Raw genomic sequence first — 20,940 nt, 5'->3', positions numbered from 1 at the left:
ACTTGGAAACCAAGCCCCTACTATTTTAACGCCAAGTCAACAGGACTAAACCAATCACCATAACACTTAAACCGACAAAACCCGCGAGAAATCCGTTAAACTGTTCTTGCTTACTCAGGGATTTTCCTTGGTTTTTGGCGATTATTGCGTGCCAAACATGACCCCCTAAAAAGGTAACACACAGGGCAAATTGAACGGCTGCGAATGTTGTACGCTCATTACCATAGAATACAGTAGGATAAACAGTATCGTTGAACGCCACAAAATAACAGGATGTAAACGCCATGAGTGCGACACCTGCGAGACTGTAGGACAAAATGCCATGACCGTTAAAAATCAATCTCTTTTTGGCCCAGCTAAAGGGTTCGGTGATAATATGCCAGATTCCACCTACAATACACATCACTCCGACCCAAATATGACCACCGATGACATCTTCTAAGTTATTCACCGCAGCCATTCCCAAAGGGTTCCAATGTCCATTAACCCAACCCAAGAGATAACCAAAAATCGTAAAAGGATCTAAAGTGGGATTGGTGATTAAACGAACATTGCCAATAGCAGGGTCATAAATACCACCCCAGTTCATCGCTTTACCGACAAATAATAAAGCCGCTACACCGAGAAAGAGAAGATGATGTCCTAAAATTAAACTTAACTGTTTAGCATCATTCCATTCATAGTGAAATTTTTTCGCTTGTCCAGTAGCATTTTTAAGAATTGCAGGGCCTCGGAAAACATGAAATAAGCCACCTGCACCCAAGACAGCCGAAGCCGTTAAATGAAGTATTGCGACGACAAAATAAGGATAGGTATCAATAATTGTGCCATTTGCGCCTACTCCCCAACCTAAACGGGCTAAATTGGGAATTAGTAACAATCCTTGTTCAGATAAAGGGAGTTCTGGGTTTAGTTTGGTTAGTTCGACAAGGGTTATTGAACCTGCCCAAAACATAATTAAACCCGCATGGGCGATATGTGCGCCTAATAGTTGTCCAGAGAGGTTAATTAAACGCGTATTTCCAGCTAACCAACTCCAATCATATTGTTGGGGGGTACGAATATTTGCAGTAGTCATAAATCTTCTAGGTTTTGAATGCCAGGAATCAGAGGGCATTTTCCGCCCTCTACAAAATCATTTAAAATGAAGTTATTGTGTGTATATTTGGGGGACTTTTTTTAACCCCCTTTTTATTCTGTTTCAATCGCCGCAGGTTTGGCTTTACCAACAATGGGTTGACCCTCTTTAGGAATTGCTGCATTGTCTAACGCGGTGGTGATGCGTCGGAAATCGAAGCCCATCGCCCGTAAAGCGTGCCAGAGATGTCCTTGTAGGAAGAAAAAGGCAAGGAAGAAATGAGCATTCGCTAACCAAGCGCGTGCGGTATGTACGCCCACAGGTAACACAGCCGTATCTGAAAAATAGGGAACAATGCCTAATTCAATCTTTAAAGGCTCACCATAAAATTCTACGGGGTAAGCTAGGGTGTTGACTGCACAGTAATACGCTGCCACAAAACCAGCTAAGGCAATTCCACCAAGTGAATAGGATAATATCGCTTCACCTGAGAAAATCAAGACTTTTTTAGCCCAAGCTAAAGGAGGTGTAATAATGTGCCAAATTCCACCGGCAATTAACATGATACCGACATAAATATGTCCACCGACTAAATCTTCGAGATTATCAACCGAGGCAAAATGGGTTTGATAGCCGTAGATGGTTAAGGGGTCTAAGGTGGGGTTGGTGACGACGCGGACGGTTTGGGAAGCAGCATCATACAATCCACCAAAGTACATCGCTTTAGCCACGAGTAACAAGGCACCTGCACCTAAAAATAGTAGGTGATGTCCTAAAATCATGCCTAGTTGTGCGGGGTCGTTCCATTCAAAGTGGAATTTACGAGCTTGTCCAGAGGCATCTTTGAGGTCACTTTCTCCTTTAAAGGTGTGAAAGAGTGCGCCTGCACCGAGTACAGCAGAGGAAATCAGATGGACTGCACCAACCACAAAGAAAGGATAAGTGCTAATAACTTCGCCTCCATTACCGACACCTAAGCCTAAAGTTGCTAGATGAGGTAATAAGATTAAACCCTGTTCACCCATCGGTAAAGTTGGATTATAGCGGGAAATTTCAAATAAGGTAAACGCGCCCGCCCAAAAGACTATTAAAGCGGCTTGGGCAACATGGGCCGAGATGAATAAGCCTGAAAGATTGGCAAAGCGAGCATTACCCGCCCACCAGTCATACTTTACATTGGGTCTTCCGTATGATTGCATTGAATCTCCTATTAAGTTGTGTTAACTCTGTTTGGCTTGATTGTGCCTTATCTGTCTGCCTTTGTACAATTATTGCTAATAATTCTTAATAAACTAATCAGCCTAAAGAGAGAAGTCATGTTTATAAGTCTTGCTGAATCTAGTTTTGAGAATTCAATATCATTCTTAATTAAGAATAAATATTATTAGTTTTCCTTGTAACTTTTCCTTAACACGATTAAAATTACTCATCTAACGCGAACTATTCTCAATTATTTGTCAAGATCCTGTAAGCTGATTTTAAACTTATTGAATTTTATTCTCAATTAGATTTTACAATGACAACGATTACAGAAGCTTCCGCACCGATTAACAAGGGCTTACAAGATATCCCTTGGTGGGCGGGTAATGCTCGTCTAGTTGATATTTCTGGTCGATTATTAGGTGCTCATGTTGCTCATGCTGGCTTAATTGTTTTTTGGGCTGGGGCAATGACGCTTTTTGAACTGTCTCGTTTTGATGTCACTGCACCCATGAGTGAACAAGGATTAATCTTGTTACCCCATCTAGCCGCGCTTGGTTTTGGCGTGGGTGCTGGCGGAGAAGTGATTAATACTTATCCGTACTTTTTTATTGGCGTATTACACCTTATTTCGTCCGCTTTTATCGGATTTGGCGGAATTTTTCACACGATACTTGGGGCTGAATATTTAGAAACCAAGTATGATTTTTTCGGTTACGACTGGAAAGATACGAATAAAATGACTACTATTCTCGGTTTTCATCTGGTTCTGTTAGGGTTAGGTGCATTTCTCTTAGTGGCTAAAGCAATGTATTTCGGGGGTTTGTATGACCCTGCGGTGGAAAATGTTCGAGTCATTGAACAGCCAACTCTTAACCCAGGTATCATCTATGGTTATCTTTTTGGGACGGTTGGAAAAAATTGGCTTGCAGGAGTTAATAACCTAGAAGATGTTGTTGGGGGTCATATTTGGGTTGGTGCGATGCTCATTGCGGGCGGTATTTGGCACATTCTTACTAAACCCTTTACTTGGACACATCGTCTCTTTGTCTGGTCTGGAGAAGCTTATCTATCTTATAGTTTAGGTGCATTGGCATTAATGGGCTTTATTGCGGCCTATTTCTGTGCCATTCATACCACCGTTTACCCAGAAGTCTTTTACGGTTCGCCACTTTCGATTAAATTAGGTCTTTTTCCTTATTTTTCAGCCGATAACCACAATGAGGTTACCTCGCGGACTTGGTTAGCGAATGCTCACTTTTGGTTAGCTTTCTTCTTTCTTCAAGGCCATATTTGGCACGCTTTACGTTCTGCTGGATTTGATTTTCGTAAAGGTCGAGTTGACCCTGCATTAGTTCCGACACAACCGATTTAACTATCTGACTTTTGTTGAGATTTAGTAGCTCTGTCCATTCCCAAACCTAATCTGAATCTCAACTTTCCTCTTTTATTGTACCTATTTTTGTGAGGCATAAATATGACTGCCGTTATTGATGAAAGTCCCTATCGTTCCCGAATTCCTAGCGTTGGTTGGTGGGCGGGGAATGCTCGTTTTATCAATCTTTCAGGAAAATTACTTGGCGCACACGTAGCCCATGCTGGTTTAATTGTACTGTGGGCGGGGGCAATGACTTTATTTGAATTGTCCCGCTATAACTCTGCACAACCGATGTACGAACAGGGTCTAATTATTCTGCCCCATCTCGCTACATTGGGTTTTGGTATCGGTGAAGGAGGTCAAATTGTTGATACCTATCCCTATTTTGTTATTGGTGTTGTACATTTGATTTCGTCGGCGGTTTTGGGTGCAGGAGGGCTGTACCATGCGTTATTAGGGCCAGAAGTTCTCGAAGAAAATCGCACTTTTGCGGGATTTTTCGGCTATGACTGGAATGATAGCAGTAAAATAACGACTATTCTCGGAATACATCTGGTTCTTTTAGGAGTAGGTGCGTTTTTACTGGTTTTTAAAGCGATGTTTTGGGGTGGAATTTTTGACCCTTGGGCTAGTGATAGTGGTATGGTACGCGTTATTACGAACCCACACCTAAACCCAGTAAAAATCTTTGGTTATTTAGTCGGTGCATCAGGTTTTCAGGGAATGGCAGCCGTCGATAACCTAGAAGATGTGGTAGGCGGTCATTTTTGGGTGGGTACGCTATGTATTCTCGGTGGTTTATGGCATATGGCGACTAAACCTCTTCCTTGGGCGCGTCGTGTCTTAGTCTATTCTGGGGAAGCATATCTATCATATAGCTTAGGTGCGATCGCATACATGGGATTTTTGGCAGCCTATTTTGTCACGGTTAATGATACGGTTTATCCTGAAGTTTTTTATGGCCCTGTTGGTTTAATTGAAACTGAAACGGGAGTGGTTTCTGCCAGAGGTTGGTTAGCAACGTTCCATTTTGTCTTTGCTGTAATCTTTTTATTTGGTCATATTTGGCACGCCATTCGCTCTCGTGGTGAAGCAGCAGGATTTGATTTTAAACGCGGTGATACAGTCGTCAAAGTTGCTGGAAATCCTTATAACGGAAATCTATTAACACCGATTAATTATTCTGACTTTACCCTGTCTCTTTTAAAGAATTTACCCATTTATCGACAAGGTTTATCGCCTTTAGCCAGAGGTCTAGAAATTGGCATGGCTCACGGCTATTTTATCTTGGGGCCTTTTATTAAATTATCGCCTTTACGAGATACTGAACAAGGAAATATAGTTGGTTTATTATCTGCTTGTAGCTTGATTATTATCATGACTGTTTGCTTATCCATTTATGGAACAGTTTCCTTTAAAAAAGAAGTTCAACAGGGACGATTAAGCTATGCTACAGCTAATCCAAATATACCCGATTCTTTAAAAACAGTCGATGGTTGGAGTCAATTTGCGGCTGCTTTTTTAGTGGGAGGAATAGGTGGAGCCATTTTTGCTTATATGCTGTTGACTAATCTGGGTTTATTACAATCAATTAGTGCAGGACAAATTTAGATTTTTGATTATTGTAGGGGTTGGGTCTAAACAGTAATCAGTCATCAGTCATCTAACAAATCAAGATAACTGATGACTAATATTTATGGTGGGAAATAGCCACCCAATAATTTTTATTTAAACGAAAAAAATATCAAAAAAGTTATTGACATAATTTCTCATTTAATATAATCTAAAAATAGAGATTCACCGCAATCATTCATCGGTTTATTCTCAAACTAAATTCAAGACAAAAGCCAACAACCTAACTTGATTTAGTTAAATAGAACAGTTTAAAATTTAATTAGAAAGAGGGCGAAAGCATCAAAAGATAATTTTTGGCTAACTCCGTGTCATGGAAAAAAAATCAAACCTCATTCAGATTTTAAATTTCTGTCTATCCTCCTATCTCAAAAAAACTTGAATGATTGCTGAGTGAATCTCATTTCTTCATTACACACAAATGCTCTTAGAAATTGATATGGCTAAAATCGGACTTTTTTATGGAAGCACAACGGGTAAAACACAAGACGTTGCAGAAACAATTCAGAAAGAACTAGGCGGCGATGATGTAGTAGCCATGTATGATATTGCTGAAGTCGAAGATAGCGACTTTGAGCAGTATAGTAACATCATTATCGCTTGTCCTACTTGGGATATTGGTGAATTACAAGCCGACTGGAGTGGGTATTATGATGAACTAGATAACATTAATTTTAGTGGAAAAAAAGTCGCTTATTTTGGAACAGGGGATCAAGTTGGTTACTCAGAAAACTTTCAGGATGCCATGGGTATTTTAGAAGAGAAAATCACTGAATTAGGTGGTAAAACCGTAGGACATTGGTCAACAGATGGCTATGAATTTGATGAATCTAAAGCTGTTAAAAATGGTAAATTTGTCGGATTGGCTTTAGATGAAGATAATCAATCAGAATTGACCGCTAAACGAATTAAATCTTGGGTATCCCAATTAAAAGGTGAATTTGGGATTTAACTCTAAAAGAGGGTGTATTTAAGCTATTGACATCAAGTATTCTATTTGAGGCTCGTTATTAGATAGGGAGATCGTAAAGTTACAAGATTAAATCCTTTAAATAATCTTAGTTTCTTTGCAGGTTCTCATTAACTCTCTATCTTTTTTCTTATTTATATTACTTAAGAATATGTTGCTACAAATCATCTGTAGTCTCTTGGCATGGCTATTAGTTGTGCTTAGTCTCTTTAAAATTAGACAAGTGACTGTAAGCGGACTAACTTATGTCAAAAAATTACATCAAGTTCCTTGCTCTGGCTGTGTTTATTTTACAGGGGATTATCGTCTAAAATGTACAGTAAATCCTTATATCGCCTTATCCGAAGATGCGATTAATTGTCGAGACTTTGAGGCAATTGTTGAAAGTGAAAAAATACCTAATGTCGTTTCGGCTCAGTGTAATTGTTCTAGAATCAAAAGTAAAATGCTATGAAAAACCAACCAGAGGCTGTTTGGATCAATGCTAATCCGAGTTTTAAGGTTTTTGAAAATCATCTCATCAATCATTTGGCAACTCAGAAAACGATCGCAATATGGGAATATATCCAAGAACCCGATGAACCGAGTTCTCTTGAGATAGCCTTAACTCTACTGCATGATTATTTTAAAAGCCAAGCAAAACCCGTTCATTTACTTGGACATGGTACTGGAGGACTGGTAGGATTATTATATGCTCGTCGTCATCCCGAGAGAGTCAAATCTTTAACGCTTTTAGGAGTCGGTGCAAACCCTGCAATTGATTGGCAAGTCCATTATTATGCGATGCTGCGTCTGTTTCCCTGTAGTCGGGAACGCGTGTTAGCGAAAATGGTACATAATCTATTTGGGGAGCAAAAAATCTCGCAAACGAAATCACTGATTAAAATTCTCGAAAAAGATTTACTTACATCACCATCGCCCCATTCCTTGTATCAAGAAGTGAACATTTCCCCTGAAAGTGTCGAAGTTCCTTTATTAGTTTGTGGGAGTAAAGATGATTTTATTGTAGATCGCAATAGCTTGTATCGTTGGGCAAGTTGGTTAAAAAATGGCGATCGTATTTGGGAATTTCCTGAAGGTCATCACTTCTTTCACTATTTTTACCCAGAAGAAGTCAGCCAGCAAGTCTTAAATTTTTGGCAGACTTTATCACAAAATACTTTAGTGATTAATTAATTTCATGACTAGGTAAAGGAATTAGATCATTTTCTGCATAAGCTGTCTCTAACCAGAGTTCTTTAGCCTCATTAAAATTATTAATCGTTTCTGCTAAAGTTTCACCCTGTGTTAGACATCCTGGTAAATCTTTAATTTCAGCAACATAACCTCCTTCTGTATCTGAATAGAGAGTTATCGCATAGGGAAGATTCAAATAATAATTCAAAGGATATTGATTAATTTGGTTATTCTGGTTCAGAGTTTTCATTATTCCATTCTCTCAAATTTAGAATCTCAATAATTTTTACAACATATATGCCTTTAACTTTCTGTCCACCCTTTTTCGGAATAGTTATTTGTCTACCTTGCAAATCTCGAAATATATGATGGCTCCCTTTAGAACGTTTTTCCTCAAAATCAAAAGCCTCTAGAAGATAGCGTACATCATCAAAGTTAACATCAGGGATTTCTTAAGAAATAGCTCAACTAACTTTTTTAATTTACTCATACCATAATCTTACAACTGAACTTCTTCTCTAAAGACTCCTGTGATACGGTAGCATGGAGCGATAGAAGTATTCATGCAATAGGCTAATTCCGATGTCATCGATGATTCGTGAAGTTCATCAACAACTAATCAATAAAGAACGTACCGCCCTTGAAGTTACAACAGAATTCTTAGAGCGCATTTCTGAACTAGAACCCAAAGTCCATAGCTATTTGTGCGTCACCTCAGAACAAGCCATTGAACAAGCCAAAAAAGTAGATGCTAAGATCGCCAACAATGAAACCATCGAACTCTTAGAAGGAATTCCGATCGCAATTAAAGATGTATTGTGTACGACAGGTATCCCCACTACTTGCGGTTCCAAAATTCTCGAAAACTTTATCCCACCCTACGAATCTACCGTAACCCAAAAGCTCAAAGAGATCGGGGCAATCATGCTAGGGAAAACCAACCTCGATGAGTTTGCGATGGGAAGTTCAACAGAAAATTCAGCCTATCAAGTCACCGCAAACCCTTGGGATTTGTCGAGAGTTCCAGGGGGGTCATCTGGTGGATCTGCGTCGGCTGTAGCAGCATCAGAATGCGTTGTCTCGCTTGGAACTGATACTGGGGGTTCGATTCGTCAACCAGCATCCTTTTGCGGTGTAGTGGGCATTAAACCCACATATGGACTTGTTTCAAGATTTGGCTTAGTGGCTTATGCGTCGTCTTTAGATCAAATTGGGCCATTTTCTCACACCGTCGAAGATTCAGCGATTTTATTGAATGCGATCGCAGGATATGATCCCAAAGATTCCACATCTTTAAACGTTCCGATTCCCGACTACAGCCAATTTTTAAAACCAGATCTTAAAGGTGTCAAAGTCGGTATTATTATGGAAACCTTTGGGGAAGGATTAGATCCCGTCGTTGCCCAAACCGTACATCAAGCCATTGAACAACTTAAATCATTAGGCGCAACGGTTCAAGAAATTTCCTGTCCACGTTTTCGCTACGGTTTACCTGCATATTACATCATCGCACCCAGTGAAGCATCTGCTAACCTCGCCCGTTATGACGCGGTTAAATATGGTATCCGAGAAAAAGCTGATACTTTGCTTTCCATGTATACCAAAACTCGCGCCTTAGGTTTTGGTGATGAAGTTAAACGCCGTATTATGTTAGGAACTTATACGCTGTCGGCGGGGTACTATGATGCGTACTATCTCAAAGCCCAAAAAGTACGCACCCTAATTAAACAGGATTTTGAAGCCGCATTTGAGCAAGTCGATGTTTTAATATCTCCGACTGTACCAACAACAGCCTTTAAAGCAGGTGAAAAAATCGAAGATCCGCTTAGTATGTATTTATCCGATTTAATGACGATTCCTGTTAATCTTGCTGGTTTACCCGGAATGAGTATCCCCTGTGGTTTTGATCAACAAGGGTTACCCATCGGTTTACAAATGATTAGCAATGCTTTACGGGAAGATATTTTATTCCATGTTGGCTATGCGTATGAACAGTCTACCGATTGGCATAAGCACAAACCTCCGCTAAAGTAGTCATTAAAATATCGGGCTATATTGAGGACGATCTACCCCCCATGACCACGTATCTTCTGTTAAAATTCTTGCTGACTGGTGTTAGTGTTGGTTTTGCAGCCTATCTCCTACTGTGTTTCGTCATCTATCTGATTCAAAACCGCTTGATTTTTGTACCCAGTATGAAACTTGAAGCGACTCCTCAAGATGTAGGATTATCTTATGAGGATGTTTGGATCGGGGTTCGGAATTGGAACGGAAAAATTGAACGTCTTCACGGATGGTGGATACCTGGTTCAAGTGATGATGTTTTGATCTATTTTCATGGCAATCGCGGTAACATTAGCTATAACTTAGGGAATGCCCAGTTATTGCATCAGTTAGGCTTTTCGATTCTCATGTTTGATTATCGAGGCTATGGGAAGAGTGAAGGAAAATTTCCTACTGAAGCTGAAGTTTATCGGGATGCACAGGCAGCATGGAATTATTTAACTCTAGAACGAGATATTGCAGCAAACCAGATCTATCTCTATGGTCACTCATTAGGGGGCGCGATCGCAATTGATTTAGCCATTCGTCAACCCTGTTGTGCAGGTGTCATTGTCGATAATACTTTTACGTCTATGCGTGATATGGCGATGTATCAGCCTGTCTATCGCTTCTTTCCAGCCGATCTAATTTTAAATCAACGCTTTGATAATCTTAGTAAACTAAAATTGCTACGAGTTCCCCTACTCCTCTTACATGGTACAGATGATCGTCTAGTCCCACCGACGATGAGTCAAGTTTTGTATGAGACAGCCACCGTAGCGAAAAAAATCTTCTTAGTTCCCTACGGAGGACATAATAATTTATTAGCCGTTGCTGGTGAAGAATTTAATCGTGTGATTCAAGAATTTCAAATTTTAGCCCGCAAAAAGCCACGTTTACCCAAAAAACGTTCTTAAGTAACAGAAATTCCTTCTATAGGCAGTGCAGTCATTTTTCTGATTTCGGGCTGTGTTCGCCTTTTTTAGTATTTTTTTTCATCTATAACTTATGGCGCATCAATTAATAAATCTTGGGAAAGATAAAAAATAATTTTTTAATCTATAGACTTAATATTTGGGATCTAATTTAATTTAAACAAGTATTATGACTGCCAATAAAGAAGGTCAAGGTAGACATAGATTGGCCTCTGAAGAGGCTGAAATTCATCCGACTGGAGATCCTCAAAAAGCAAATCAGGGTAGACATAGTTCGGCTTCCGAAGATGTTGACATTGATTTAACAAAAGAACTTAAAACAAGTTCTCAAGGTAGAGATAGTTCTTATGATGAAAAAGAATAGTCATTAAATTATTTTTTTTCTTTCTTCAGAGAGAAGTAATCATAAAAGTTATCCACTACAGTTTAGTTAATGTAATTTAGATTTAAGGATTATAGAATCATGAAAGATCAAAAACTTGAAAGCAAAGAATTTAGTAATCATGCAACTGCTCACGAATTAAAATCACGTCTAAATAATGGTGAACCTGCTTTAACTATTATTGATGTTCGTGATAGTGAAGCATTTAGACAAAGCCGTATTCAAGGTGCTATGAATGTACCAATGGATAACTTATTAAAAACAGCAGAATCTAGCTTAGAATATAATCGTGACATTTATGTTTACGGTGCATCTGATGAAGAATCAGCAGAAGCGGCTAATATGTTGCGTCAAGCTGGTTTTGCCAGAGTTGCAGAACTTCAAGGCGGAATTAATGATTTTATTAAAATTGGTGGAAGTGTAGATGGTATCGCAACTAATGAAGATGCACCCAGCCCCGATAATTACAACGTAGTTTCTCGTTTAAATCAATTTGCACAAGAAAAGCAAATTGAGAATACCATGAAGTAAAAAATCGGTGATAACTAATTTTAACCTCTCTTCCTGCCTCTCTAATATATAAAAATATATTCCTTATCATCCCCTCTCCTCATAAGGGAGGGCTTGGCTGAGGTGGAAAGGGAAAAGAAGGCGGGAAGAGGTTATTTTAACAAATTTGATTCATACATTTGTTCATGTTTTAATTTCAATTCTAAATATTTTTGATTAGTTTTGGCTTCTATCCATTTGAGTTTAAAAATTTCAGCAGATTGAGCTTTAGTTTCATCAAGTTGGTTAGGTAAAATTTCTTTTCTAAGTTTTTTTTGTTCGTCTAAAGTTGCAGCTTTTTGGGGATTCTGTTGATACTTGCGACCACTTTTATGATTAGCATAACGCCGCGAGCGCGTATAACCCATTTGTAAGAATTTTCGAGCCATATCTGCGCCAATAAAATCATCTTGTTCTAAATAATTGAGAAATAGTTGATGAATTTCCTCACTAGATTTTTTAGCAATTTCTGGTGTTTTAAATCGCCAGTAGGGTAATATTTCAGATTTATAGGGTTCTACGAGTAAAACTCCCTGTTCGCCTTTACCAACTCTGTAAAGTTCTGGTGAAGAACGAAAATCAATATTTTTAAAATCTAATGAATAATCAAAAGCGGCCACAATTTTTAAAATAATTTGCTACGTTATAGATTAAATTAAAAAATAATTAGCAATTCTGTCATCATCCATAAGTTATACTTCATAAATTGGATTTTAATTAATCGTAAGAGGTGGGCAATGATCAAACTAATTGGACTGTAGCTTCGGGTAAAGCACCTTGCATATTTCCTAGCCAGTCGATGAGGTTTTCGAGTTGTACTTGAGGTTTAACTACTCCTAAACCGCGTACAGTAACTTTTTTAGGAGTATAGACAAAACGCGATTTTAAATGGGGCGGTAAGTTTTCGTGTAATAATTTCCATGCGGGTTCTTCCATCGGTGTTTCTAGGCTCACGTGTTGTTTCCCATCGCTTTTGATCTTAGAAAAACCTAATGATTTAGCCAGATGTTTGAGTTCAATGACTTTAAATAACTGTTCAACAGGTGAGGGTAAAGTTCCGTAACGATCGCTCAAATCGGCCGCAATTTGTGCTAAATCTTTTTTCGTACTCGCGGTACTAATTGCCCGATAAGCATCCATTTTTTGCTCAACATCGCGAATATATTCAGTCGGAATAAAGGCTGTGAGTTTTAGATCAATTTGTGTATCATCGACTTTTGGAATTTCTTGACCTTGAATTTCTCGGATCGCTTCTTGTAACATATCCATATATAACTCAAAGCCGATCGCTTCCATTTGTCCAGATTGTTCGGCTCCTAATAAGTTCCCGACTCCACGTATTTCCATATCTCTGGTTGCGAGTTGATATCCAGATCCCAGTTGTGTAAATTCTTGTAAAGCTCGTAATCTAGCCCGCGCATTTTCGCTGAGTTCCCCTTTATTAGGATACAATAACCAAGCATGAGCTTGTATCCCTGAACGTCCGACTCGTCCTCGTAATTGATAGAGTTGAGATAAACCGAATTTTTGGGAATCTTCCACAATAATCGTATTAACTCTGGGAATATCTAACCCTGATTCAATAATTGTCGTACAGACTAGGATATCAGCTTCTCCATTAGAAAACGCTAACATCGTGGTTTCTAGATTTGATTCGTCCATTTGTCCATGTGCGATCGCAATTCTCGCACTTGCTACCATCTGTTGTAATTCTCCTGCAATTTCTTCAATTCCTTCGACTCTGGGAACAACATAAAAAATTTGTCCCCCGCGATCTAATTCATTGCGAATAGCCGTTCTTACTACATCTGGATTATACGCCGAAAGATGGGTTTTAATTGGACGACGCGACGGAGGAGGTGTGGTAATTAAACTCATTTCTCGTATTCCAGAGATCGACATATACAGCGTTCTTGGAATAGGAGTTGCAGTTAAAGTTAAAACATCAACCTGTGTTTTTAAGCTTTTGATTTTCTCTTTTTGTGCCACTCCAAACCGTTGTTCTTCATCGATCACCAATAATCCTAAATCTTTGTATTGGACTTCTTTACTAAGTAGTTGATGGGTTCCCACTACGATATCTAATTCACCTGTTGCCAAGCGTTTAAGAATATCTTTTCTTTCTGAAGCAGTGCGAAAACGATTTAGTAAACCAATATTAATCGGATAGGGTGCAAAACGTTCTTTAAGAGTGTGATAATGTTGCTGAGTTAAAATGGTTGTCGGGGCTAAAAAAGCGACTTGTTTATTACCACCAGTTACGGCTTTAAAAATTGCTCGAATGGCTACTTCTGTTTTCCCAAAACCCACATCACCACAGACTAAACGATCCATTGGTCTTTCGTTTTCTAAATCTCGTTTAACATCTTGAATCGCTTTAAGTTGATCGGGGGTAGGTTGATAGGGAAAAGAGTCTTCTAGTTCCACTTGCCAAGGGGTATCCATTGGATAGGCAAAACCCGTCTGTTGAGAGCGTTTAGCATACAAATTCATCAGATCAACAGCTAATTTTTTGACGGATTTACGGACTTTCGTTTTCACCGCTTCCCAAGATTTACCCGTCATTTTATGCAGTTGTGGTGGTTGGTCACTGGTATGGCGATAACGTGATAAATTATCCAAAGAATCCGCAGGTACTCTTAATAGTCCATCTGCATACTCTATAACTAAATATTCCCGCGATCCTAGCCCTAATTGTGTATCTAAACTCTCCAGTTGTAAAAAACGTCCAATTCCATTATGTTTGTGTACGACATAATCACCTGGACGCAATTTATTGACATCAACTTGAGTAGATGCAGCCCGACGACGCTTACGGATGTAGCCAGCTGTAGCTAATACGTGTTGTCCAAAAAACTCCCGATCTGTAACAACAACAATCCGAAATGTAGGTAAAATAAATCCTTCTAATTCGGCTAATCCTGAATATTTAACGGCTACGGCTGTATTTTGATTAATCAGTTTATCAATCGCGGGATAATCTTCAGGATTTGGAATAAATTGAGCAGGACAATCGTGTTCTTGTAATAATGAAACAGTGCGAGACGGTTGGGCAGAAATTAGCCAAGTTGCATAACGATTAAGATTAAGTCCATTATAAACTTCCCGTTTTCCTCGGATGATTTCTGCGAGTTTAGCAAATTGATGTGGAGTAATGGGAATCGAACGACTTGAGAGATTAACACCTGTTGAATTAGCATCAGTTAATTCAGATAAATAAAGATTTAAAAATTGTTGGGCTAGTTTTAAAGAACTCTCAAAAGAACGATGAATTTGAGGAACAGGATTTGGGGTATCTTGCCATTGTTCGATGATATATTCTAACCAACGATCGCTATGTGATTCACATTGTTCGACTTCATCAAAAACACATAGGGTTTGTTGAGGTAAATAGTCGAGTAAAGAAGCAGGATTTTGGAACGCTATTCCTAAAAAGCGTTGCATTCCTTTAGGATAGTTACCTGTTTCGAGTAAATCTAATTCTTCTGGGGATAAATAGTTTTCTAACGTCTGATGCTGTTGGTTAATGGCATCGACAATCATCGGATTAAAACTGGTGGGTGTTAGGATTAAATGATCGATTACATCGAGCGATCGTTGTGTAGCGGGATCAAATTCACGGATCTTTTCTAATTCGTCGCCAAACCATTCTAAACGGATGGGTAATTCGGCAGAAACAGGAAATATATCAACAATATCGCCTCTGCGACTCCATTGGCCCTCTATTTCAACTAAATTAACCCGTTCATACCCCAATTTAGTAAAAGCTTGATCGAGATCTTTGGCATCTTGCGTCATGCCGAGTTTAAATTCAAGACAGTAGGACGCAAAAACATCACTCGGTGGAAGGTGTGGCTGTAAGGCTTTTTCAGTAGTAATGATCGCAAAATTCCCTTGATCATTTCCGACACCTGCTAAGACCTGCATCTGTCCCCAAATCATCTCTGATTCGGGGTTATATGGCTCGTAGGGCGACGCTTCCGAGGTTGGATAAAAATTTACACTCTTCCACCCCATCGCCTCTAATTGAACCGCCCATCGTCCAGCTTCTTCAAGGGTTGCACAAACTACAAATAGATTTTGCTGTAGCGATCGAGCAATACTAGAAGCCACAATCCCTTTAGGAAGTCTCGGAATGCCTGTAAGAGTCAGCGATTGGTTTTGCTTTAATTTCTGGATCAGTTCAGCCGTGAGAGGAGATTTTTCAATGTTGCGGATGACGGAAGCGAAGGACATAGATTGAGGGTGGATAATACTTCAAAAAAAGACGACCGTAGATATGTAATAGCTTACCTATTTTTCTTAAGCTTTGGGGATAAACCCACCCTAATAGATCGACAAAAAGATTTTAAACTTGATAATTTCTACAACATTTGACTTATTTTGAAATCATTATAGGGGCTTGCCCTCAAGCCCTCATCATTTTGTAACGCTAAAAATTGATGCTTATAACCAAATCATTCTCCATCGACATGAGAACGATATTCAACCGATGACAGGGTATCTGCTAACTCATCATCTGGGTTTTCCACCCTGACTTTCAGTAACCATCCTTCACCATAGGGATCATCACCAATAAGTTCGGGTGTCTCAATGATCGTTTCATTACGTTGGACGACAGTACCTGAGACGGGGGGATAAAGTTCTTCAACCGCTTTAACCGATTCAATTGTACCAAAACGTTCACCGACATCTACAGAGTCGCCTAATTCGGGTAATTCGATAAAAACAATATCCCCTAGTTGGTCAATTGCATAAGCACTAATTCCTACAATAGCAATTTCGCCTTCTAAACGGACATATTCATGTGAATCCAAATACCTTAGATCATCGGGGTATTCTAGTTCCATACCAATTCCTCAATCTCTATATTTTTGGGATAAGTTAACCATTGTTGTCTTCGTGATGGTCATCCAGACAGGATTAGGCTAAGATGATTACCTTAAGCATAAAAAATTATATCTTTGAGATCCCGTCTTGGCCTAGGGGGATGAAACAGATTATGCTGAAAGAAAAATTAAGTTAGATTGCTATGAGTCAAGTTCGGTTGACCTATCCGCTTAAATTTTGGCAAAATCCGTCATCTTGGTTCTATAGTCTTTGGAAATTTTCTCGACCTCATACAATTATTGGTACCAGTTTAAGCGTTTTTGCTCTCTCTTGTATTGCTTTGGCATCCAGTCAGCATCAATTAACAGTAAAGACTTTTTTTCAAGTGTTTGGTGTTTGGTCAAGTTGTATTCTAGGAAATATTTATATTGTTGGTCTGAATCAGTTAGAAGATATTGAAATCGATCAGATTAATAAACCTCATTTACCGCTTGCTAGTGGTGAGTTTACTAAACAAACGGGTCAAACAATCGTTATTCTTTCAGGAATTTTATCTTTAATTCTAGCTAGTTTACTCGGTCAATGGTTATTCGCAACAGTTAGCCTTAGTTTAACTTTAGGAACTGCTTATTCTTTACCACCTTTTCGTTTAAAACGGTTTCCTCTCTGGGCTGCTTTTTGTATTTTTACGGTTCGAGGTGTGGTAATTAATTTAGGTTTATTTCTCCATTTGAGTCAGCTATTTTCAGGACAAGCTTTTTTACCGCTTTCGATTTGGCTATTGACGCTTTTTGTTTTAATCTTTACTGTGGCGATCGCGATTTTTAAAGATGTTCCCGATTTAGAAGGCGATCGGCAATATCAAATCACGACTTTTACTTTAATTTTAGGAAAGGAAAAGATTTTAAAACTGGCTTTATGGATTATTAGTTTTTGTTATTTAGGAATAATATTAGCTGGAGTTGTTCAAGTTCCACAAGTTAATTCATGGGTTTTAATTTTTGCTCATCTATTTCTGCTCGTTTTGCTTTGGTGGCGGAGTCAAAGCGTTAATCTAGAAGAGAAAAAAGAAATCTCTCAATTTTATCAGTTTATTTGGAAATTGTTTTTTTTAGAATATTTAGTTTTTCCAATTGCTTGTATTATTCAATGAAAAAAAGCTATTTATTAGGCTCATTATTAACATTATTTATTGGGAGTGCAAAAGCTCCTAGCTTTAATCAAATTAATCCTAATCTGTTGTCAGGTAATATTAATCTTAAACTTAAACAAGGGGTGTGGCGAGAGTTAGATAAAAAACTGATTTTTCAAGATATCAATTTATATTTATCCTGTGAACAGAGTAAATGTCAGCCGCAAGTTTGGGGATATGCACCAAAATTTAACCCAGATGTCGATCATCAAGGAACCGTAAAAGTTACTCAAAAAAATAATGCTTGGTTATTGAATGTTGATCTAAATATTCTACCCTCACCTTGGAGCAAAACATTAGAAAATGCTCAATATACAATCGAATTAGTTCCAGCAAAAGATCAATTACTGGGAAGTTATACAGGAAACTATAATGAGCGAACTTTACAGGGAGAAGTGACAGGAATCATTACCCCACTTTGGCCAAAACCTGTAGCGAATTTCCAACCGATTCAACTGCAAGAACATCCTCGCCTTATCTTCCGAAAAAATGAAGTTTCTCGTTTACAAGAAAAAGCCAAAACACCAATCGGAAAAGCGATTCTTGCACAACTCAATCAATCCCTAAAACAACCGATTGATTATGGTGGTTATGTTCCTAATGGTGGCTACCACGCGACAGGATACTGTTTACAAGCTGTCTTAAATGAAGATGCTAAAAGTGCCGAAATAGCTTGGCGAATTGTCGAAAAATCGATGAATACCCCAGGAAATAGAATACTTGAACACTCAGCCGTCGTTGCGGGTGTCGCCTTAGCATACGATCTGTGTTATCAACAATGGGGAAAAGAACGTCAAGAACAAGTCGCTACATGGCTGTATCGTCAAGCGGATCAACTTCTCAAAGGAGATTCACCCAAAAAAGGGGGCTGGAATAGTACGCCTTGGAGTAACTGGCAAGCTAGGGCTAGAGGTGCATCTGGATTAGCGGCTTTAGCAATTATAGATGATCCGTTACTAATCGATGAAGCGACATTAAAACGACAATCTCCACTCTATCTAGCGCAACGTTCCCAACAAAATATTAAACGATATTTGACCACTGCGATCGGTAATCAGGGTTTTGGTACAGAAGGGGATCACTATAGTACAGAACCTTGGGTAATTTCTGTGATTCCTTTCCTACAAGCAACACAGAAGGTTTTAGGGGAGGATTTAGTGACTGATACTAATGTAGCTTGGATGTTACCCCATTATGTTATGCGATCGCTTAGTTCTGATTCCAATTTACCCATTGCCACCTATGGGAGACATCGCCATTATGCTGGTAAATCTTTATTTGCGATGGGATTGGGTTTAGTTCCAGAATCTATGTTACCCGCCGTGATGTGGGTGTTTGCTCGTTCAATTGGGGAAGATGGGGATCGCAGTTTTGGTATACAATCGCCTTATGAAGCAGCCTATATCTTAGCGGGTTATCCTGAATCATCTAAATTGACCAATCCTGCCGAGATTTTCGACCATACTCTTGTAGATGAAGAAAAGGGATTTTATGTGTTTCGGAATCGATGGCAAGATAATGATGATTTCATCGCAAGTATTTATACTCTACAGCAACCCTTAGCTGAATCTTGGAAGTTTCCCGATGTGGGTAGTTTTCGGATCTGGGGTTTAGGGGGACGTTGGGCAATTCCTGGCTCGTCTGATGGACAATGGGATGATGAGAATGTGGTTGTCTTGCCGAATGTTAAACCTTGGCAAACAGGCAAATCAATTGTTTTTCAGTCGCGTCTCGATGGTTCGGGAATTGTGAGTGTACTGACAAATCCGATCGTTCGCCCCTTAAGTGATCCACTTGTGGGGGTTCGTTCGATTCGTTCCTTTGCAGTCGATTATAGCGGTAAGTCAGGTTCACCAGGGTTATTTGTCGTTGTCGATCAGTTTATCGGTTCAATCAAAGAAAAAGAATTTAAAGAAAAAATTTGGGTAATGCACACAAAAGAACAAGTGTCAATCAAAAATAATACTTTTACCCTTTTATCAAATAATGGTGCAACAATGCAAGGAACCTTTATCACTCCAAAGTCAGTACAAATTTACTTACAAAAAACAGCTACAGGTAACAAGATTTTAGCCAAAGGTGAGGATCACTTTTTTGTGGTGATGACAGTCCAAAAAGGTAAAGCACCCGCAGTTAAGGTTACGGGAACGGGATTAGATGCACAGGTAACTGTCGGAGGGCAAGAAATTACTTTTGTTAAAGATAAGATTGTTTTAGCAGATTTTTAGACAGGGGATGTGTTATTCTAGATATTGACTCGGACTTATGCGATTACAACGCTCAAATCTTGTCAGGGCCGGAAGGCAGCAGCAATACGGGATGCTTGTAGTAGGCGTAATCTCCGGGTCTTTTGGTTTTTGTTAGACAAGATGATTGGTATATTGATTGGTATAGGTTTCCTGCTTACATTAGGAATTCCTATAGCTTCCTTGTTTTTTAGAATAGTCGTCAGTTTGACGGGTGGTTATAAAATACCTTTAGCTTGGACTTTTAGTTACTACTCGGCTCTTACGGTTGCCTTCACGTTTGCTTTTACGTTTACGCTTACTTCATATTTGCGCTCAGTTGATACAACTTGGAAAAATCAAATTAAAATAACTCTGTTTCCTACGTTTTTAGCTACCTGTTTAGGTTTTGCTTTTGGTTTAACCCTAGCAAAAGCAGGTGTTTTAGGTGATCCTTTAGAAGATCCATCACACGGTCATGTTCCTTCTGTAGATGCAATTTTTTGTGCTGGTGTGGGTACTGTTTCTGGGCTAGGATTAGGTTTGGGCAATGGTAAATGGGTACAAGTTTTAGCAGAAAGTGGAGTAAATTTTAATCTTGCCTTGTCACTTTTTTTGACGATTACATTTATCAGTATTAGTATTGCCTTGTATTTTGGTTTATTCTTATGGGAAGTTGCCTCCGTTCTCTTTAGGGAAATTATTAAAAACTGCTTAGATCATTCCTTCGTCTCTTCACTACTAATTAAAATTACATCTTCATAGATTGAATCGACTACACACCGAAGATTGATGCTATTTAATTCTAATTCTTCTCCTTGAGTATAAGTATATAGTTCCCAAATTCCATGAGCATTAAGACGAAAACACTCAATCATCATCTGTTCTGCACTGACTAATACATATTCTTTTAAACTTGGAATCTGACGATAGTTTTGAAACTTTTTACCCCGATCAAAAGCTTCTGTGCTTGGAGAAAGTACCTCAATAATCAAACAAGGATGCTCAATAACTTTTATTGCTTGTCTATCTCTTTCATCACAACTGACCATCACATCTGGATAATGAAACGGCCCTGCTTCTGATATTCCAACTTTAGCATCTGTTCCTAAAACTTTACACTTTTTACCTCTTAAATGGTTTTTGATTAATGTTGCTAAATTGATCGTAATTTCATTATGAGGAATAGTCCCGCCAGTCATGGCAAAAACTAGACCATCAATATACTCGTATTTAATCGGTTGTTGTTCCTCCCAAATAAAATATTCTTCGGGAGTCATGTAATAAGTATCTTGAATAGCAACCATAATTATCCTCTAATACTTTATTTATATTTTAGATGGCGTTCCT

20 protein-coding genes and 1 other RNA gene are annotated in these 20,940 nt (G+C 38.8%); 13 read left to right on the top strand and 8 right to left on the bottom strand.

The window, feature by feature from the left end; all coding sequences use genetic code 11:
• Positions 1-25 precede the first annotated feature (25 nt).
• Together CFPU101_RS02210 and CFPU101_RS02205 are read right to left on the bottom strand one after the other, a co-directional pair.
• Positions 26-1,078, bottom strand: coding sequence for a chlorophyll a/b binding light-harvesting protein (locus CFPU101_RS02210; protein WP_206813681.1), 1,053 nt, complete (start codon positions 1,076-1,078; stop codon positions 26-28).
• Between the two features lie 113 nt (positions 1,079-1,191).
• Positions 1,192-2,277 (bottom strand): chlorophyll a/b binding light-harvesting protein, encoded by a 1,086-nt coding sequence (locus tag CFPU101_RS02205; protein ID WP_206813680.1) that lies wholly within the window; start codon positions 2,275-2,277, stop codon positions 1,192-1,194.
• A 317-nt stretch (positions 2,278-2,594) separates the two neighbouring features.
• On the opposite strand from CFPU101_RS02205, the gene CFPU101_RS02200 reads away from it, so the two are divergent.
• The 5 genes from CFPU101_RS02200 to CFPU101_RS02180 all read left to right on the top strand — a co-directional run bounded on the left by CFPU101_RS02200 (position 2,595) and on the right by CFPU101_RS02180 (position 7,434).
• Positions 2,595-3,653 carry a chlorophyll a/b binding light-harvesting protein gene (locus CFPU101_RS02200; RefSeq protein ID WP_206813679.1) on the top strand — a complete coding sequence of 353 codons (1,059 nt, stop codon included), beginning with the start codon at positions 2,595-2,597 and terminating at the stop codon, positions 3,651-3,653.
• A 102-nt stretch (positions 3,654-3,755) separates the two neighbouring features.
• Positions 3,756-5,267, top strand: a complete 1,512-nt coding sequence (locus CFPU101_RS02195; RefSeq protein ID WP_206813678.1) for a chlorophyll a/b binding light-harvesting protein — start codon at positions 3,756-3,758, stop codon at positions 5,265-5,267.
• A gap of 460 nt (positions 5,268-5,727) precedes the next feature.
• A complete protein-coding gene (gene fldA, locus CFPU101_RS02190; RefSeq protein WP_206813760.1) occupies positions 5,728-6,240 on the top strand; it encodes a flavodoxin FldA in 513 nt (170 codons plus the stop codon).
• 169 nt (positions 6,241-6,409) lie between these two features.
• Positions 6,410-6,712 carry a hypothetical protein gene (locus CFPU101_RS02185; RefSeq protein ID WP_206813677.1) on the top strand — a complete coding sequence of 101 codons (303 nt, stop codon included), beginning with the start codon at positions 6,410-6,412 and terminating at the stop codon, positions 6,710-6,712.
• Positions 6,709-7,434 carry an alpha/beta fold hydrolase gene (locus tag CFPU101_RS02180; protein ID WP_206813676.1) on the top strand — a complete coding sequence of 242 codons (726 nt, stop codon included), beginning with the start codon at positions 6,709-6,711 and terminating at the stop codon, positions 7,432-7,434. Before CFPU101_RS02185 ends, CFPU101_RS02180 begins: the two co-directional genes overlap by 4 nt.
• On the opposite strand, the gene CFPU101_RS02175 is transcribed toward CFPU101_RS02180, so the two are convergent.
• The gene (locus CFPU101_RS02175; protein ID WP_206813675.1) at positions 7,427-7,684 is read right to left on the bottom strand and encodes a type II toxin-antitoxin system HicB family antitoxin; all 258 of its coding nucleotides are present in this window, start codon (positions 7,682-7,684) and stop codon (positions 7,427-7,429) included. The genes CFPU101_RS02180 and CFPU101_RS02175 overlap by 8 nt on opposite strands.
• Entirely contained in the window at positions 7,662-7,883 is a 222-nt protein-coding gene (locus CFPU101_RS26215) for a type II toxin-antitoxin system HicA family toxin (RefSeq protein ID WP_206813759.1), read from the bottom strand. Before CFPU101_RS26215 ends, CFPU101_RS02175 begins: the two co-directional genes overlap by 23 nt.
• Positions 7,884-8,025: 142 nt before the next feature.
• Here CFPU101_RS26215 and gatA point away from each other — a divergent pair, with 142 nt between their 5' ends.
• The 4 genes from gatA (at position 8,026) to CFPU101_RS02150 (ending at position 11,325) form a co-directional block, all read left to right on the top strand.
• Positions 8,026-9,468, top strand: coding sequence for an Asp-tRNA(Asn)/Glu-tRNA(Gln) amidotransferase subunit GatA (gene gatA, locus CFPU101_RS02165; RefSeq protein ID WP_374191924.1), 1,443 nt, complete (start codon positions 8,026-8,028; stop codon positions 9,466-9,468).
• Between the two features lie 41 nt (positions 9,469-9,509).
• Positions 9,510-10,394 carry an alpha/beta hydrolase gene (locus CFPU101_RS02160; RefSeq protein WP_206813673.1) on the top strand — a complete coding sequence of 295 codons (885 nt, stop codon included), beginning with the start codon at positions 9,510-9,512 and terminating at the stop codon, positions 10,392-10,394.
• 187 nt (positions 10,395-10,581) lie between these two features.
• The gene (locus tag CFPU101_RS02155; RefSeq protein ID WP_206813672.1) at positions 10,582-10,776 is read left to right on the top strand and encodes a hypothetical protein; all 195 of its coding nucleotides are present in this window, start codon (positions 10,582-10,584) and stop codon (positions 10,774-10,776) included.
• Between the two features lie 99 nt (positions 10,777-10,875).
• Positions 10,876-11,325 (top strand): rhodanese-like domain-containing protein, encoded by a 450-nt coding sequence (locus CFPU101_RS02150; RefSeq protein WP_206813671.1) that lies wholly within the window; start codon positions 10,876-10,878, stop codon positions 11,323-11,325.
• A gap of 131 nt (positions 11,326-11,456) precedes the next feature.
• On the opposite strand, the gene CFPU101_RS02145 is transcribed toward CFPU101_RS02150, so the two are convergent.
• The 3 genes from CFPU101_RS02145 to gcvH all read right to left on the bottom strand — a co-directional run bounded on the left by CFPU101_RS02145 (position 11,457) and on the right by gcvH (position 16,193).
• Positions 11,457-11,963, bottom strand: coding sequence for a DUF4385 domain-containing protein (locus tag CFPU101_RS02145; RefSeq protein WP_206813670.1), 507 nt, complete (start codon positions 11,961-11,963; stop codon positions 11,457-11,459).
• A gap of 121 nt (positions 11,964-12,084) precedes the next feature.
• Complete coding sequence (gene mfd / locus CFPU101_RS02140) at positions 12,085-15,579, bottom strand: transcription-repair coupling factor (RefSeq protein ID WP_206813669.1); 3,495 nt, start codon at positions 15,577-15,579, stop codon at positions 12,085-12,087.
• A 221-nt stretch (positions 15,580-15,800) separates the two neighbouring features.
• A complete protein-coding gene (gene gcvH, locus CFPU101_RS02135) occupies positions 15,801-16,193 on the bottom strand; it encodes a glycine cleavage system protein GcvH (RefSeq protein ID WP_206813668.1) in 393 nt (130 codons plus the stop codon).
• A gap of 182 nt (positions 16,194-16,375) precedes the next feature.
• Here gcvH and CFPU101_RS02130 point away from each other — a divergent pair, with 182 nt between their 5' ends.
• From CFPU101_RS02130 to CFPU101_RS02115, 4 genes are all read left to right on the top strand, one after another.
• Complete coding sequence (locus CFPU101_RS02130) at positions 16,376-17,326, top strand: homogentisate phytyltransferase (protein ID WP_206813667.1); 951 nt, start codon at positions 16,376-16,378, stop codon at positions 17,324-17,326.
• On the top strand, positions 17,323-19,593 hold the full coding sequence (locus tag CFPU101_RS02125; RefSeq protein WP_206813666.1) for a hypothetical protein: 2,271 nt from the start codon (positions 17,323-17,325) through the stop codon (positions 19,591-19,593). Before CFPU101_RS02130 ends, CFPU101_RS02125 begins: the two co-directional genes overlap by 4 nt.
• A gap of 26 nt (positions 19,594-19,619) precedes the next feature.
• Positions 19,620-19,716: signal recognition particle sRNA small type (ffs, locus tag CFPU101_RS02120), an RNA gene on the top strand.
• 78 nt (positions 19,717-19,794) lie between these two features.
• Complete coding sequence (locus tag CFPU101_RS02115; RefSeq protein ID WP_206813665.1) at positions 19,795-20,355, top strand: hypothetical protein; 561 nt, start codon at positions 19,795-19,797, stop codon at positions 20,353-20,355.
• Here CFPU101_RS02115 and CFPU101_RS02110 read toward each other — a convergent pair.
• On the bottom strand, positions 20,310-20,897 hold the full coding sequence (locus CFPU101_RS02110; RefSeq protein ID WP_206813664.1) for a Uma2 family endonuclease: 588 nt from the start codon (positions 20,895-20,897) through the stop codon (positions 20,310-20,312). The two genes, CFPU101_RS02115 and CFPU101_RS02110, sit on opposite strands and share 46 nt — an antisense overlap.
• Positions 20,898-20,940: the final 43 nt, after the last annotated feature.

The sequence above is a fragment of the Chroococcus sp. FPU101 genome, assembly GCF_017312365.1.
In the GTDB taxonomy this organism is placed as follows: Bacteria; Cyanobacteriota; Cyanobacteriia; order Cyanobacteriales; family Microcystaceae; genus Chroococcus.
This window is presented reverse-complemented; position numbering and strand designations above follow the sequence as displayed.

Coding starts and splice junctions, on each gene's coding strand:
- CFPU101_RS02130 (WP_206813667.1), top strand. CDS start 16,376: ATGAGTCAAGTTCGGTTGACCTATCCGCTTAAATTTTGGCAAAATCCG.
- CFPU101_RS02125 (WP_206813666.1), top strand. CDS start 17,323: ATGAAAAAAAGCTATTTATTAGGCTCATTATTAACATTATTTATTGGG.
- CFPU101_RS02180 (WP_206813676.1), top strand. CDS start 6,709: ATGAAAAACCAACCAGAGGCTGTTTGGATCAATGCTAATCCGAGTTTT.
- gatA (WP_374191924.1), top strand. CDS start 8,026: ATGATTCGTGAAGTTCATCAACAACTAATCAATAAAGAACGTACCGCC.
- fldA (WP_206813760.1), top strand. CDS start 5,728: ATGGCTAAAATCGGACTTTTTTATGGAAGCACAACGGGTAAAACACAA.
- mfd (WP_206813669.1), bottom strand. CDS start 15,579: ATGTCCTTCGCTTCCGTCATCCGCAACATTGAAAAATCTCCTCTCACG.
- CFPU101_RS02210 (WP_206813681.1), bottom strand. CDS start 1,078: ATGACTACTGCAAATATTCGTACCCCCCAACAATATGATTGGAGTTGG.
- CFPU101_RS02160 (WP_206813673.1), top strand. CDS start 9,510: ATGACCACGTATCTTCTGTTAAAATTCTTGCTGACTGGTGTTAGTGTT.
- CFPU101_RS02185 (WP_206813677.1), top strand. CDS start 6,410: ATGTTGCTACAAATCATCTGTAGTCTCTTGGCATGGCTATTAGTTGTG.
- CFPU101_RS02175 (WP_206813675.1), bottom strand. CDS start 7,684: ATGAAAACTCTGAACCAGAATAACCAAATTAATCAATATCCTTTGAAT.
- CFPU101_RS02200 (WP_206813679.1), top strand. CDS start 2,595: ATGACAACGATTACAGAAGCTTCCGCACCGATTAACAAGGGCTTACAA.
- CFPU101_RS02150 (WP_206813671.1), top strand. CDS start 10,876: ATGAAAGATCAAAAACTTGAAAGCAAAGAATTTAGTAATCATGCAACT.
- CFPU101_RS02195 (WP_206813678.1), top strand. CDS start 3,756: ATGACTGCCGTTATTGATGAAAGTCCCTATCGTTCCCGAATTCCTAGC.
- gcvH (WP_206813668.1), bottom strand. CDS start 16,193: ATGGAACTAGAATACCCCGATGATCTAAGGTATTTGGATTCACATGAA.
- CFPU101_RS02155 (WP_206813672.1), top strand. CDS start 10,582: ATGACTGCCAATAAAGAAGGTCAAGGTAGACATAGATTGGCCTCTGAA.
- CFPU101_RS02205 (WP_206813680.1), bottom strand. CDS start 2,277: ATGCAATCATACGGAAGACCCAATGTAAAGTATGACTGGTGGGCGGGT.
- CFPU101_RS02110 (WP_206813664.1), bottom strand. CDS start 20,897: ATGGTTGCTATTCAAGATACTTATTACATGACTCCCGAAGAATATTTT.